General features: G+C 38.1%; 16 protein-coding genes and 1 tRNA gene. 5 read left to right on the top strand and 12 right to left on the bottom strand.

Annotation, left to right across the window (positions count from 1 at the left end; genetic code table 11):
- Window positions 1–62: 62 nt before the first annotated feature.
- Window positions 63–941: a translation elongation factor Ts gene (gene tsf / locus FD44_RS08385; protein WP_010619708.1), complete on the bottom strand. Its 879-nt coding sequence runs from the start codon at window positions 939–941 to the stop codon at window positions 63–65.
- A 124-nt stretch (window positions 942–1,065) separates the two neighbouring features.
- Window positions 1,066–1,845, bottom strand: a complete 780-nt coding sequence (rpsB, locus tag FD44_RS08380; RefSeq protein WP_010619707.1) for a 30S ribosomal protein S2 — start codon at window positions 1,843–1,845, stop codon at window positions 1,066–1,068.
- Window positions 1,846–2,101: 256 nt separating this feature from the next.
- Between rpsB and FD44_RS08375 the strand changes: the two genes are divergently transcribed.
- Window positions 2,102–2,818, top strand: coding sequence for an HAD family hydrolase (locus tag FD44_RS08375; RefSeq protein WP_010619706.1), 717 nt, complete (start codon window positions 2,102–2,104; stop codon window positions 2,816–2,818).
- Between the two features lie 61 nt (window positions 2,819–2,879).
- Here the strand turns inward: FD44_RS08375 and FD44_RS08370 are convergent, their stop codons facing one another.
- From FD44_RS08370 to FD44_RS08360, 3 genes are all read right to left on the bottom strand, one after another.
- On the bottom strand, window positions 2,880–3,875 hold the full coding sequence (locus FD44_RS08370) for a D-2-hydroxyacid dehydrogenase (RefSeq protein WP_010619705.1): 996 nt from the start codon (window positions 3,873–3,875) through the stop codon (window positions 2,880–2,882).
- A 98-nt stretch (window positions 3,876–3,973) separates the two neighbouring features.
- Window positions 3,974–4,252: a GIY-YIG nuclease family protein gene (locus tag FD44_RS08365; RefSeq protein ID WP_010619704.1), complete on the bottom strand. Its 279-nt coding sequence runs from the start codon at window positions 4,250–4,252 to the stop codon at window positions 3,974–3,976.
- Complete coding sequence (locus tag FD44_RS08360; RefSeq protein ID WP_010619703.1) at window positions 4,236–4,994, bottom strand: tRNA1(Val) (adenine(37)-N6)-methyltransferase; 759 nt, start codon at window positions 4,992–4,994, stop codon at window positions 4,236–4,238. The genes FD44_RS08365 and FD44_RS08360 overlap by 17 nt, the downstream gene beginning before the upstream one ends.
- 89 nt (window positions 4,995–5,083) lie before the next feature.
- On the opposite strand from FD44_RS08360, the gene FD44_RS08355 reads away from it, so the two are divergent.
- On the top strand, window positions 5,084–5,707 hold the full coding sequence (locus FD44_RS08355; protein ID WP_010619702.1) for a lysophospholipid acyltransferase family protein: 624 nt from the start codon (window positions 5,084–5,086) through the stop codon (window positions 5,705–5,707).
- Window positions 5,708–5,754: 47 nt separating this feature from the next.
- Here the strand turns inward: FD44_RS08355 and FD44_RS08350 are convergent, their stop codons facing one another.
- The 4 genes from FD44_RS08350 to FD44_RS08335 form a co-directional block, all read right to left on the bottom strand.
- Complete coding sequence (locus FD44_RS08350) at window positions 5,755–7,545, bottom strand: ABC transporter ATP-binding protein (protein ID WP_010619701.1); 1,791 nt, start codon at window positions 7,543–7,545, stop codon at window positions 5,755–5,757.
- Entirely contained in the window at window positions 7,538–9,298 is a 1,761-nt protein-coding gene (locus tag FD44_RS08345) for an ABC transporter ATP-binding protein (RefSeq protein ID WP_010619700.1), read from the bottom strand. The genes FD44_RS08350 and FD44_RS08345 overlap by 8 nt, the downstream gene beginning before the upstream one ends.
- A 128-nt stretch (window positions 9,299–9,426) precedes the next feature.
- Window positions 9,427–9,651, bottom strand: coding sequence for a YneF family protein (locus FD44_RS08340; RefSeq protein WP_010619699.1), 225 nt, complete (start codon window positions 9,649–9,651; stop codon window positions 9,427–9,429).
- Window positions 9,652–9,738: 87 nt separating this feature from the next.
- Window positions 9,739–9,987 (bottom strand): DUF896 domain-containing protein, encoded by a 249-nt coding sequence (locus FD44_RS08335; RefSeq protein WP_010619698.1) that lies wholly within the window; start codon window positions 9,985–9,987, stop codon window positions 9,739–9,741.
- A gap of 141 nt (window positions 9,988–10,128) precedes the next feature.
- Here FD44_RS08335 and lexA point away from each other — a divergent pair, with 141 nt between their 5' ends.
- Entirely contained in the window at window positions 10,129–10,758 is a 630-nt protein-coding gene (lexA, locus tag FD44_RS08330; protein ID WP_010619697.1) for a transcriptional repressor LexA, read from the top strand.
- Between the two features lie 47 nt (window positions 10,759–10,805).
- On the opposite strand, the gene FD44_RS08325 is transcribed toward lexA, so the two are convergent.
- Complete coding sequence (locus FD44_RS08325; RefSeq protein ID WP_010619696.1) at window positions 10,806–11,039, bottom strand: hypothetical protein; 234 nt, start codon at window positions 11,037–11,039, stop codon at window positions 10,806–10,808.
- 18 nt (window positions 11,040–11,057) lie between these two features.
- Window positions 11,058–11,279: a hypothetical protein gene (locus tag FD44_RS08320; protein ID WP_010619695.1), complete on the bottom strand. Its 222-nt coding sequence runs from the start codon at window positions 11,277–11,279 to the stop codon at window positions 11,058–11,060.
- A 157-nt stretch (window positions 11,280–11,436) separates the two neighbouring features.
- Here FD44_RS08320 and FD44_RS08315 point away from each other — a divergent pair, with 157 nt between their 5' ends.
- On the top strand, window positions 11,437–12,045 hold the full coding sequence (locus FD44_RS08315) for a hypothetical protein (RefSeq protein WP_133278278.1): 609 nt from the start codon (window positions 11,437–11,439) through the stop codon (window positions 12,043–12,045).
- A 40-nt stretch (window positions 12,046–12,085) separates the two neighbouring features.
- Here FD44_RS08315 and FD44_RS08310 read toward each other — a convergent pair whose 3' ends face one another.
- Window positions 12,086–13,249 carry a hydroxymethylglutaryl-CoA synthase gene (locus FD44_RS08310; protein ID WP_010619693.1) on the bottom strand — a complete coding sequence of 388 codons (1,164 nt, stop codon included), beginning with the start codon at window positions 13,247–13,249 and terminating at the stop codon, window positions 12,086–12,088.
- Window positions 13,250–13,341: 92 nt separating this feature from the next.
- On the opposite strand from FD44_RS08310, the gene FD44_RS08305 reads away from it, so the two are divergent.
- Window positions 13,342–13,416 (top strand) — tRNA-His (locus FD44_RS08305).
- Window positions 13,417–13,788 lie beyond the last annotated feature (372 nt).

Here is a 13,788-nt window from a genome sequence, read left to right as displayed (position 1 = left end):
ACAGGATTTGACAAAGAGCCAAAAAGATGTACACCGAGTGCACATCTTTAGAATTGATATAATTATCCGTTAATTTGACTATTAACTTCATCTTCAAAATTTTGTTCTTTTTTCTCGATACCTTCGCCAACTTCGAAACGAACGAATGACTTCAAGCTACCGCCTTTTGAAGATACATATTGGCTAACTGTTTGATCTGAATCCATAACAAATTCTTGATCAGCTAAACTAATTTCTGAAAGGAACTTACGAAGACGACCATCGACCATCTTTTCGACGATTTTTTCTGGCTTTCCTTCATTAAGAGCTTCCTTCTTCAAAACTTCACGTTCATGATCCAAACGTTGCTTTGGAATATCATCACGAGAAACAAATTCAGGGTTAACAGCTGCAACGTGCATCGCAACGTTCTTAGCTACTTCTTGGTCAGCACCTTCAAGAATGACTAAGGCGCCAATTTGGCCACCATTATGAAGGTATGATCCGAACACGTCTTTATCCGACTTCTCAACAACTTGGAAACGACGAAGTGAAACTTTCTCACTCATAACCTGAGTTGTCTCAACGATTGCATCATCAATTGTGCCTTTATCCGTCTTCAATTTAAGTGCTGCATCTAAATCGGCAGGGTTATTTAAAGCAATAGTGTCGGCAATCTTGTTAGCAAGATCTTTAAAAGTATCGTTAGTTGCAACAAAGTCAGTTTCTGAGTTAACTTCTACAATTGCAGCAACGTTATCATGAATCGCAATTTGTGCTAAACCGTTAGCAGCAACATTACTACTCTTCTTTTCTGCTTTTGCAATACCCTTTTCACGTAAGTAATCAATTGCCTTACTAATATCACCATCTGAAGCAACTAGTGCTTTTTTTGCGTCCATCATACCAACGCTGGTTTGGTCACGTAAATCTTTAACTTGCTGTGCTGTAATCTTTGCCATAATGAATGGCCTCCTTAAAATTTCAAAATAAAAAGCTGGAATAAAAACTCAGGCCGATTAGGTCCTAAACTTTTAAACCAGCCTAAGCGATTTTTACAATCTATTAATTAAAAGTTGCTTTTGACTATTTTGCGTCCTTGGTTGCTTCAGCAGCCTTGTCAGCATCCGTGTTGCCGGCTTCTTTATCAGAAGCAGCGTCAGCAGCGGCGTTGTCGCCCTCTTCACCTTGGTTACCTTCAACGATAGCATCAGCCATCTTAGAAGTAATCAGACGAACGGCACGAATTGCGTCATCGTTTGATGGAATAACAACATCAATTTGGTCTGGATCTGTATTAGTATCGACCATTGCAACGATTGGAATATTAAGCTTTTGAGCTTCTTTAACAGCAATTTGTTCCTTACGAGGATCAACAATAAACATAACATCAGGAATCTTTGGCATGTCTTCAATACCACCAAGGAATCTTTCAAGTTTGTCAGCTTGCTTGTTAAGGAGTGAAACTTCCTTCTTAGGTAAACGTTCAAATGTACCATCAGTTGCCATCTTCTTAAGATCCTTAAGACGCTTGATACGAGTTTGAATCGTGTCCCAGTTAGTCAAGGTACCACCTAACCAACGGTGGTTAACGTAGTATTGACCGGCACGAGTTGCTTCTTCAGCAATAGAATCTTGTGCTTGTTTCTTAGTTCCGACGAAGAGTACAACAGCACCTTTAGCTGCCTCATCCTTCATAAAACTGTAAGCTGAATCAATCAACTTAACTGTTTTTTGTAAATCAATAATGTAAATACCGTTACGTTCTGTAAAGATGTATTGTTTCATCTTTGGATTCCAACGACGCGTCTGGTGACCAAAATGTACACCAGCTTCAAGCAATTGTTTCATAGAAATGACAGCCATAATATAAAAGCCTCCGTATATAGTTTTTTTCCTCCCCCAAGGTCAGCTTCTACAAAGGCTCTTTTTAGAGCACCCTTTGCAGAATCACTTGAGGTGTGAATTGATGCTTAAGCACCGTTGAATATTATAACTAATCTTTGTAACATAAGCAACAACGAATTTTCCCTGATTCAAGCTGAAAAAATAATTTTACAAAAGCTTGCAATGTATTACAATTGTGTTACACTATTTTTTATCTTGAATGGAGGCAGTACGTATGATTAAAGCTATCGTCTTTGATGTAGATGATACTTTGTATGATCAGGCACACCCCTTTGAGCAGGCTCTATTATCAGTGTTTGAACCAAATGATTTGAGACTGCCAAACTTACGGGAAATTTTTAACCAGTTCCATAGTCAAGCAACCATCGAAGCAATTAATACAAAGAAAATTTCAACTGAGAAAATTTTAACTGCTAAATTAAATGCAACCTTAGAATCTTTAGCCTTGCCGACATTTAGCCCAGCTGAACTAGCCAAATTTTGGAAAAGTTACAGTTCCCAGTTACATGAGATTCATCTCTTTCCCGAATTTGTACACTTGTTTGATCAACTAGAGCGATTCTTTAAACTAGGAATTATCACGAATGGCTCTGTTGAACGGCAGCTTTCAAAAATCACACAACTAAAAATGTTTAATTGGATAGACAGAGAAAATGTCTTAATTTCCGAAGAGTGCCAAATGGCAAAACCGGATCCACTGATCTTCACCACCATGAACCGAAAGCTCGAAGTCAGTCCCAGCGAAATTGCTTATGTCGGAAACCGGTACGATTTAGATGTACGCGGCGCAAAAAAAGCTGGTTGGCACGCATTTTGGTTTAACCATCGTGATTTAGAAGAATCTAATGGCGATATTGTCGCCGATCAAACCGTTTCAAATTCTGAAGAACTAATTGAGCTCTTAGAAGCACTGGTAACCATTGCAGAATAGAATAAAGAAATAGGACTTGCTCAGTGAGCAAGTCCTATTTCTTTATTCTAAATTCATCTAGTTAAAACTTTACAACATTTTCTGCCGTACCAGTTTCAATTAGTTGCTTGTTATTGTTTAAGGCAAACTGAACCATATTTTTAACCGCTGTTCTTGTATAGAACGCAACATGAGGGGTTACCAAAACATTATCCCGCTTCATTAAGTTCTTTAGGCGTTCATCTGGAATAGCATCAAAGCTGCCAAAGTCGGTGTTAAAAATACCAACTTCGTCTTCATAGACATCCAAGGCTACACCAGCAACTTTTCCATTATCCAAAGCCCGAATAAGTGCATCGGTGTCAATAAGCGCACCACGAGCAGGGTTCAAAATCCAAACGCCATCTTTCATCTTTGAAAAAGCATCGTCGTTCAACAAGTGCTCGTTCTCTTTTGTAGCTGGCGCATGCAGCGAAATAACATCGGCCTTTGCGTATAATTCATCCATTGAATCAACGTAAATACCCTCTTTTTCGAGTTCAGGGTTGTGGAAAACATCATAAGCAATAACTTTGGCCCCAAAACCCTTGTAAATGCGCATAGCTGCACGACCAATTCGACCTGTAGCAACAATACCAACCGTCATGTGACCCAATTCATCAGCAATATCAGGAGCCCACATTAAGTTACCAGCTGCTTGTTTTTTATCAAATACAGGAGTTCTTCGTAATAGACGCATCAATTGAGTCACAGTAAGCTCTGCAATTGCTTCTGGGGAATAAGCCGGAACATTTGTAACTGTAAAGCCATTCCGCTTAATCGCATCAGCATCAACATTATCAACACCCACGTTACGAAGTGATAATGATTTTATTCCATAACTTGCAAGCTTATCTAATACAGAAGCGGTATATGGTTTTTGTTGATAGACAACAGCTCCATCATAACCCTCAGCCAAACTAACTGTATCTTCATCCAATAATTCAGAAACAGCTTTAACTTCGATTCCTTGATCTTTAGACCATTGATCTAAATAAGGCTTTTCATCGTCACGAATACCATAAGCAATAATTTTCAACGTAAATTCCTCCTAAAATTAATCCGAGAATAATAGCTTATTCTCTCTCAGATATTAGTCATATTTTACACCTTTGCTCACTTAATTACAAAGCACTTTCAAAAGGTCACATGGTGCTCAGCTAAAAATTCGAGTTTCCTGTATTTGGGCTGATGCTTGAAGGCGTACTCTGCTTTCAGGGCAAGTGACTTAGTTGGAAACTCTTCATAATAAATCAATTTAAGGGGGTGTCTAAACTTGGGTCGAGTATACTTTGCTCCCTGCCCTGACTCGTGCTGCTCCAAGCGATGAAAAACATCGGTAGAGAATCCACCATAAAGCGTGTCATCTGCGCATAAAAGAACATAAAAATAAAATTTTTTAGTCTTCTCTTCCATAAAGCATCCCTCGAACTTCTTTTTCATACTCGTTTTCTGAATTATAAACAATTATTGGCTTCTGAATTCTAACGCCATTTGGTTTACCGTCCTTAATAGCCTCAACTAAAACCATATTAGCCTCTGAATTAGCTTTAGGATGGACAAATCGGATACGTTTCGGCGCCAATCGATGTAAAGCCATTTCTCTAAACAGGTCATCCAGTCGATCTGGTCGATAAACGAAATAACTCTTGCCGTTCATCTTTAATAAATCGGAGGTAGCCTTCATAACGGCGGTCAACGTTGTCTCTAACTCATGCCGAGCAATTGCGTAATACTTATTTGGATTTTTCTTACTATTCTCGTAATTAGCAAAATACGGTGGATTACACGTCACAACGGCAACTGAATCTTTTTTTATTTTACTAGTTACTTTGGCCAAATCCATATTTAATATGGTCATCTGGTCATCGAGACGATTCAAGGAAACAGAACGGGTTGCCATATCCGCCAATCGGTCCTGAATTTCCACTTCATAGATGTGGCTTGGCGTATGAGAGGCCATAAATAGTCCCACTGCCCCATTTCCAGCGCATAAATCAACGATGGTTGAACTTGCCTTTTGTGGTACGTTTGCAAAGTGAGCGAGCAAGACAGCATCAAGTGAAAACGAAAAAACATTATTACTCTGAATTATTTTAACATCACGGCTATAGAGCTGGTCAATTCGCTCACCGGTTTTTAAATATTGTTGGTCCATTTGAATCCACCTTTTTACAATATACTTGCACAGAATTAGTTTTTTTTGCATACTGGATAGATGAAACCACCTTGAAGGGGAGAATCATTATGTTCTATTCAGTTATAAGAATAATTGTGCGCTTTTTATTAGCGCTAATCAACGGAAATTCGCACTACTTGCACCGTGACAGGTTACCTGAGGGCTCATACGTTTTAGTTGGTCCGCACAGAACCTGGTTTGATCCAATCTATTATGCCCTAGCTGGCAGTCCTAAGCAATTTAGTTTTATGGCTAAAAAGGAACTTTTCAAAAATCCAGTTATCCGGTTCATTTTAAATCATGCACATGCATTTCCAGTAGACCGGGAAAATCCAGGACCATCTGCTATCAAAACACCCGTCCGGATCCTGAAAAATGGCGAACTATCACTTATTATTTTTCCATCCGGTACCCGCCATTCACAAGAGCTTAAGGGTGGAGCGGCAGTCATTGCTAAATTAGCAGGAGTCCCAATTATCCCGACTGTCTATCAGGGACCTTTAACATTTAAGTCTCTGTTTAGTCGAAAACCAGTAACTGTTGCATTTGGCGACCCAATCGTCATCGACCGTAAGTTAAAACTCGATGACGAGGGACAAAAAATAATCGAACAACAGATGCAAAGTGCTTTTGACTCATTGGATAAAGAAATCAATCCTAATTTTCATTACACTGATATTACTGGAAAATAGAAAAACGCTAAAACCACAAGAAAATTTCTGTCGGTTTTAGCGCTTTTTTAATTTGAAGTACGACCTTGCAATTGAATCATATCGTAGTAATAACCTTTCTTAGCCATAAGTTCGTTGTTCGTCCCCCGCTCCACAATATTACCATGCTCCAATACTAATATGAGATCAGCGTTTTGGATGGTCGATAAACGGTGGGCAATTGCAATGGTGGTCCTGCCCTCTTGGATCTTTTCAAGTCCCTCTTGAATCATTTGTTCAGTTTCGGTATCGATATTAGCAGTTGCTTCATCAAGAATTAAAATCTTTGGATCCGTCACAATGACGCGCGCATAAGAGATAAGTTGTCTCTGACCACTCGAGTAACTCAAGCCACGTTCAAAGACTCGATTGTCATACCCCTTGGGAAGTCTCTCAATAAAGCGGTCCGCCTGAACAAACCTAGCCGCTTTCCTAATCTGATGATCCGAGATTTCTGGGTTAAACATCCTAATATTCGAAGCAATTGTTCCATAAAACATGAACGGTTCTTGAAGTACCAATCCCATCCGACGACGTAATTCTGCAATTGGAAAGGTTCGAATATCTTGACCGTCTAATAAGATTTTACCAGTACCAAATTCGTAGAAACGCATTAAAACATTAATGATTGATGTTTTACCACTTCCAGTTTCTCCCACTAAAGCAATCGTTTGACCGGCTTTTGCCTTAAAAGAAATATCATGTAAAATTTCATTTTTCCCATCGTAAGAAAACGAAACATGTTGAAATTCAATTTCGCCTTTTTGAATTTTAAGCCCTTTTTGAGGATTTTGCTGAGGCTCTGCGGTCGGATCATCAAGTAACTTAAGGACTCGTGAACCGGCCACAATACCATCTTGAAAGTCACTTAGATTATCCATCATACCCGTCATCGGATTAAAGAAGTTATCAATATAAGTGACAAATGCATAGATAACACCGGCTGCAACGTATCCGTGAAGCCCACGAATACCAAACATGGAAAGTGCAACAACGGTAGCCAATCCGTACAGTAAGTCAATAATCGGACTTAGCAGCAATGAATTAACCCGGATCATTGCCTTTCGAGTGTCAAAATATCGGCCATTTGTCTGTTCAAATTCGGATTCAATTCGACCTTCTTGACGGAATTGCTGAATAACCGAGACACCCGTAATTGATTCTGCTAATTTTGCATTAAGTTCACTCAACCGTTCTCGCATTCTTCTATAAACAACCGAACTATATTTTTGATAATACCAAATTGAAAGAATTAAAAATGGCATCAAAATAAGTAACCACAGTGCAATCTTTCGATCAACAAGGAACATGGCAATGAATGACGAAATAACGCCAAAAATAACCAGAATCAAACTACTAAATAGCGCCCAAAAATTTGAGAAGGACATCGTATCATTGGTTAGTCGAGATAAAATAGAGCCACCTGGGGTTTGATCAAAATAGCGCATCCCCAGCCCATGAAGCTTTTTAAATATGTTTCGTCTCACCGACTCAAGCATGTATTCTGCGCCCATAGAATACAGATAGGTTTGCCAAAATTGCATAATTGCTTTCATCAGCATACCGAAGAAATACAACCCAGCAAAAAACCACATCATATTTAAGGTGGAATCGCCAACTCTCAAATGTTGATCCATATAAATTTGAATTAACCGAGGCAGTAAAATGTTAACAACACTGACCCCGGCAGCAAGAATGATGGAAATGAAGAAGTACCATTTAAACCGGGTTGCAAATTTCACAAGTCTCATCACTATTCGACGTTGTTCTTTCATAGACAGACTTTTTGACCAGGCGGATTGGTGATTTGAATTATCCATTAGTGCTTCCCCCCTCTACTTTTGTTTGTAGTTCTTGTCTCTCAAACATTTCGTGATACCAGCCCCGTTTTTTCATCAGCTGGGCATGGTTTCCTCTTTCAATAATTTGACCATTTTCCATCACAACAATTTCATCCGCATCCATGACCGAACTCAGCCTATGAGCTGCAATGATGGTTGTTTTTCCGCTACGTTCTTCATGCAAATGCTGCAGTATTTCACTCTCAGTTTCTGCATCGACTGCAGATAATGCATCATCTAAAATTAAAAGTTCCGGATCAATGATTAGTGCCCTAGCAATTGCCAATCTTTGCCGTTGCCCGCCAGACATGGAAATACCTTCTTCACCGACGTTGGTATCAAGTCCATTTGGAAACTTATCGACTTGATTTTTAAGACCACTCTTGACGATTGCTGCCTCAACTTGTTCGTCCGTTGCTTCAGGAAGAGCGAACCGAATATTATTTCTAATTGATTCAGAAAACATAAAACTATTTTGAGGAACATACCCAATGACTGGTAAATATGCATCTAATTGATAATCTTTAATATTATGACCACCATATGAAATGCTGCCTTCATATTGATCAAACTGTCTCAGAATTAATTCCATGATAGTCGATTTACTGGCGCCCACTTTACCAACAATTCCAAGTGTTTTTCCGGCTTTAATGTCTAAATGGACATTTTTTAATACGGGTTCTTCCCGATTGTCGGGATAACTAAACTTATCTATATCAAATTTCAGTTCGCCGCTAGGTGGCGTTGAAATACCATCTTTGGCATCTAGAATTGCCGTCTTTTCACCGAGCAAAGACATCACCCGATCATAACTTGCATTCCCACGTTCCAATGTATTAAATAACATTCCAACCGCAAATATTGGCCAGATCATTCTTGATAGATAAGCAATAAAGGAGACTAAATTACCAATCGTGATTGTCCCGTTTGTCACTAAAATACCACCGTAAACAATTGTAATGACATAAGAAATCGAAATAATTAAAGTTGTCACTGGGTCGAACATGGCATCTAATCGATTTACGCGACGATTGATTTCAATTGTTTTATCGATTTGCTGATTAAAGTCAGTTACATCTTCACTTTCTTGCCCTAAGCTCTTAATGACTTTAATGCCACTAATGCTCTCCTGTGCCTTATTATTTAATTTAGAAAAGGCTGCTTGAGAATCACCAAAGGCAATATGAATTTTCATCCCCAAATAACGCGCCATAACTGCCAGTAATGGAAATGGAATGATTGCAATCAATGTTAATCTCCAGTCAACAAACATCATCATTGCAATTAACGTCGTGCCACCCGTGATGATTGAATCGGCGAATTGCAAAATACCGCCACCCGCAACTCGTTGAATAGCGGAAAGGTCATTGGTCGCATGAGCCATCAAATCTCCGGTTCGGTGCCGATTATAAAATGGCCGATCCATGTTCATGAAGTGTGAAAAAAGTCGAGTTCGTAGCACCCGCTCCAACTTTGCAGCGCCACCCCAAATAGCGGTTCGCCAAATATACCTTGCCACATACTGAAAAATAGTGGCGCCTAATAATAGTGCTAATAAAAAAACAAGTCTTGAACTCGTTAGTTGCTTGTTATGAATTAAATCGATTAAATTACCTATTAATCTAGCTGGAATAATCCCGATGACCACAGTTAACAAGAGTCCAAGTAACCCTCTAAAATAGGTTATTTTCTCCTGCTTGAAATACCAGGATAATTTTTTAAATATTCCCAAAAAGGCTCACTTCCCAAACACATTAAATTTTAATTAAAGTTTTCTTAATAATACCATAAGTAGACAAAAAAATACCCCGCGCTGAGTTCAAGCATCCAGCTTTAGGGTACAAATCAAACGATATTGATCTATTGTTTCTTTGCTTGTTGTCGCATTGTATTCATCATCTGATGAAGTTTCTTTGCAGATGGTTTTTGTCCCATTTGCATCATCATAGCTCTTATTTGATCTTCGCTAATTGGCGGATTATCTTTCAGATAATTCTCCATGTACTTGCGAGCGCCAAAAAAGCCACCAACAGCGCCAAGTAAGAGTGCAATTACGACTATTAGTATCCAGATACCAGTCGACAAAGTGAATCCCCCTTTAAAGTAACATTTACTAGACTAGTTTACACAACTATCGTCTAAATTAAAAGGTCGTCTGCCTTTTAAATTTAATTAATCTCCTCGAATTCCCTTTCCACGCTGAACTTTTCGAACTTTTTCTGGGGTGACTTCCTTACCACTCTTATCAAAAACCTGCATCATTTCAACTTGGCTTTTGAAACTTTCACGAAATTTTTGTAGATACTTTGCCCGCAAATCTTTGCGCTCAATTTTCTCTACTTCTGATAATTCCTCTTCTTTTGCCTTATGTGCTAGTTCGTTTATTCTTTTAATTAATTTTTGCATTTCACTATCAGCCATCTATTCCACTCCTTTTTCACAAAGAATATAGTAACAACCTTTACCATAAAGTGCAATCAATTAAACCGAACGTTTGTTTGAAAGCTTTAAATATCTATGGTATGATTTATTTAAAAATAGAACGCATGAGGTGAAAGTGCCATGACAAAAGGATCCGATAGTAAGCAAATGGAGGTACTTAGTTTCATTCATCAACGTGTGGGTGAAAAAGGATATCCTCCTACAGTTCGTGAAATTTGTGAAGCAGTTGGCTTAAAATCAACCTCCACAGTTCACGGTCATATCAGCCGCTTAGCTAAAAAAGGTCTTCTTTCAAAAGATCCAAGTAAGCCCCGAGCGCTTGAAATTACCCCCTTAGGTATTGAAGCTTTAGGAATTACCGTAACGCCTAATAAAATCCCCGTCCTCGGGACAGTAACTGCGGGTGCTCCAATACTAGCAGTACAGGAAGCTACTGATTATTTCCCAGTTCCCGATCACTTTGCAGCAGAAGCCGCCGATTTATTTATGCTAACAATTCGAGGAGAAAGCATGATAAACGCCGGCATTTTGAACGGTGACCAAGTAATTGTTCGAAAGCAACAAGTTGCCGACAATGGCGATATTGTCATTGCTCTAACGGAAGAAAACGAAGCAACCTGCAAACGATTTTTCAAGGAAAAAGGATATTATCGACTTCAACCCGAGAATGATACGATGGCACCCATTATTTTGGACCAAGTTTCTATTTTGGGTAAAGTTGTTGGTCTTTACCGCGATGAAATCTATTAATTTTTCTAACTAAAAAATGCACCCGCCATTATGTGACGGATGCATTTTTACATTGCTGCCCTAATTTCTGCATTTTCTGAAATGGATTCGCTTTCAATATTATCAAAAGCAACAATGGTTTTTTCTGATAATTTAATTGCTTGCCATCGATCATCAGGATGAAATTCAATGATCTTAACCATTGCTGATCTCGTATACAATTTTTCTACTATCCCAACAAAACTATTTTTAAATTTTCCATTTGGGCTACAAATTACCTTATCATCAACTTTTACCGTCATTTTCATTACCTCTATTCTTTAATTTCCATAATTTATCACTCGAAGTGACTTCAACTCTGTCGGGCAAGCCGTTATAACAAAATTTAGTTCCGATACTCGCTGTCTATCTTTGAAATAAAAGTTTAATACTTCAATAACAACATTACTCTGCAAAACTTGAATGACTTTTCCAATTACAGGCCCCTGCAATTCTTCCGCTGATTCATACCTTACTAGTTCGCCCTGCTGAAATTTTTGCATTACTTTCGACCTCGCTTTATTAGCTTATTGCTAATGTAACAAAGCTTTCTGAAGATATTACGGCGAAAATATGAAGATTATAAGACTTATCCTAAGAAGTTGGTCAAGAATGGTATACTAAAATTAAATAAATTATTTGTTATAGGGGGAGTTTATTTTGATGTTATTTTTAGCCATTATTGGTGTTATTCTGATTTTTTTAAGCTTCTTTTCTTTATTGACTGCCGTTACTGAACATGCAGGCTATTTCTGGCAAGCACTGTTATTAGTCTTAAGTTTGCTATTAACTTCCTTTTCCATTTGGAAACTTCCTTATTGGCACGCTTCCGATAACCAACCTGCCACTTCTCAGACTTCAAAAAGGGCTTCTAGTTCTATCAATGGAAATCAATCTCCAACCTTTTCTACAAGCGAATCTGGGACGAATGTTCAAACACAAAGCCTTAAAGAGAAAAACGTTCTAAGTCAACTTCAGAAAAATTATAAAACGTTTGGAACAGTTTCGTTTGATGGTCAAACCAGAACCTATAAGGTTGTTCCAGCAAATTCAGATTTTAATAAGGCAATCACGTACCTCACTAACCATCCTTCTAAATATAAAGCTGTTAAATGGCCTCAGGAGGTCTCCAACACAGTAAGTACAAGTAAATCTCTTAAGAAAGCATTAGGAGCTGGATACACCCTTAATTTGCGAAATAAAGCAGACAATGAATCCCTGATAAAAGTAAAAGATGGCAAATTACTCTACAATAAGTTTGCTAATTAAAAGAAGGTCAATCTCAAAATAATCGAGATTGACCTTCTTTTTATTTGGCACGATAAATTCTTTTTTGATCTTTTAGTCCAGCAAAGTAAAATTGACCTTTTTTAACGTTGCTTTCAATATTAAAATCTTCCTCACCCTTTGGAAGAGCTTGATTAAATACTTCTTCATATTGGGCAATTGAAATTTTTTTTCGTTGCTCTAACCATTCGGTCATCCGTGCAATATTTAAATGGTTTTTGTAATTTTTTTGAAGTAGGCCACTATAAAATTCACCTTCCGCGCCAGATCCATAAGAAAATAACCCAATTCGGGCGCCTTCGCTTAATTTAGTGTTGTCCAAAAGCGAGAGTAAACTTAAGTACAATGAACCTGTATATAGATTCCCAACTTGACGATTATATCGTCGGCTGTTCTCAAATTCGGACAAAAGTTTTTCCTGATTCTCCTCATCTACTTGATTGAGAACTAACTTTAACGCCTTCAGTCCCATTTTAGTGAATGGTAAGTGGAAGACTAGCGCTCCAAAATCATTTAATTTCAATGACGTTTTGGTCTTATACTCCTCAAAGACGGTTTGGAAAAATCTTAAATAAACTTCAGTTGAATATTTACCATCAACTATAGCTTCTCTACGATCTAATGGTCGCCAGAAATCCATAATGTCTTCAGATAAATGAACCGTTTGATCTTCAATCGCTAATATTTGAGGGTTTGCACTGACAATCATTGCAATAGCTCCGCCACCTTGAGTTACCTCACCAGCTGTATTTAAACCATACCGAGCAATATCTGCCCCAATGACCAGCACCTTTTTATCAGGATGCAGCGTCACGTAATCTTTTGCCAATAATAACCCCGCAGTTGCGCCATAGCATGCTTGCTTTAACTCTACTGTTCTAATATTGCTATTTAAATGCAACAATTGTTGTAGATAAATAGCGGCAGATTTTGAGTTATCCACTCCAGTTTCCGTCCCAAATAAAATCATATCAATACTGGATCGATCTTCATCATCCAATATTGTCTTGGCTGCATTTGCTGCCATTGAGACAACGTCTTGGCTTAAAGGAATAACTGCTTGCCTTTCCTGACCAATTCCGATTAAATATTTCCCAGGTTCGACACCACGTTGCTCCGCAAGTTCCGCAAGACTGATGTATTCATCCGGTGCAAAAAAGCCTATTTTACTAATTCCTACTGACATTTTTATCCCCCATTAATTTTTATTTAATTGATTTTGAATAAAACGTTATTATATTCATAATTTGTAGTATAATTAACTATTGTAATGACATGGCGGTATTGGTGAAGCTTGGTTAACACACCGGATCGTGGTTCCGGCATGCGTGGGTTCGAACCCCACATACCGCCCTTAAAGTTCATATAGGCTAATGCCTATTTTTTTTGCACTTTTTTCCTCAAAGTAGTTTTTGCTTATTTGGTAACTTCAATCTATCCTTCTCAATGGTAAACAAAAATATGCTCTGAAATAATATATCAAATCAAGTGAAGAATAGCTAAGAATTGAATTTCAAACATTAAGGTGATGATTAATGAATAAGTTTACAAATAATTTCTGAGAGCTACTATTCAATTAATAGTTGTACCTAGTTCCTACCGTAAAACCACTCTTAGTTTATTGTCACTTTCATTTTTCAAGCGCCTTGGTTATATTATCGCACTACAGTGACTCGGACGCATTATCAGACATTTTTAACACAACAAAAACTGACTAACATTAGT

This window comes from Secundilactobacillus malefermentans DSM 5705 = KCTC 3548, assembly GCF_001436395.1.
Taxonomy (GTDB): Bacteria; Bacillota; Bacilli; order Lactobacillales; family Lactobacillaceae; genus Secundilactobacillus; species Secundilactobacillus malefermentans.
The sequence above is the reverse complement of the archived record's forward strand: the minus strand, read 5'-3'. Positions and strand labels throughout refer to the sequence as shown.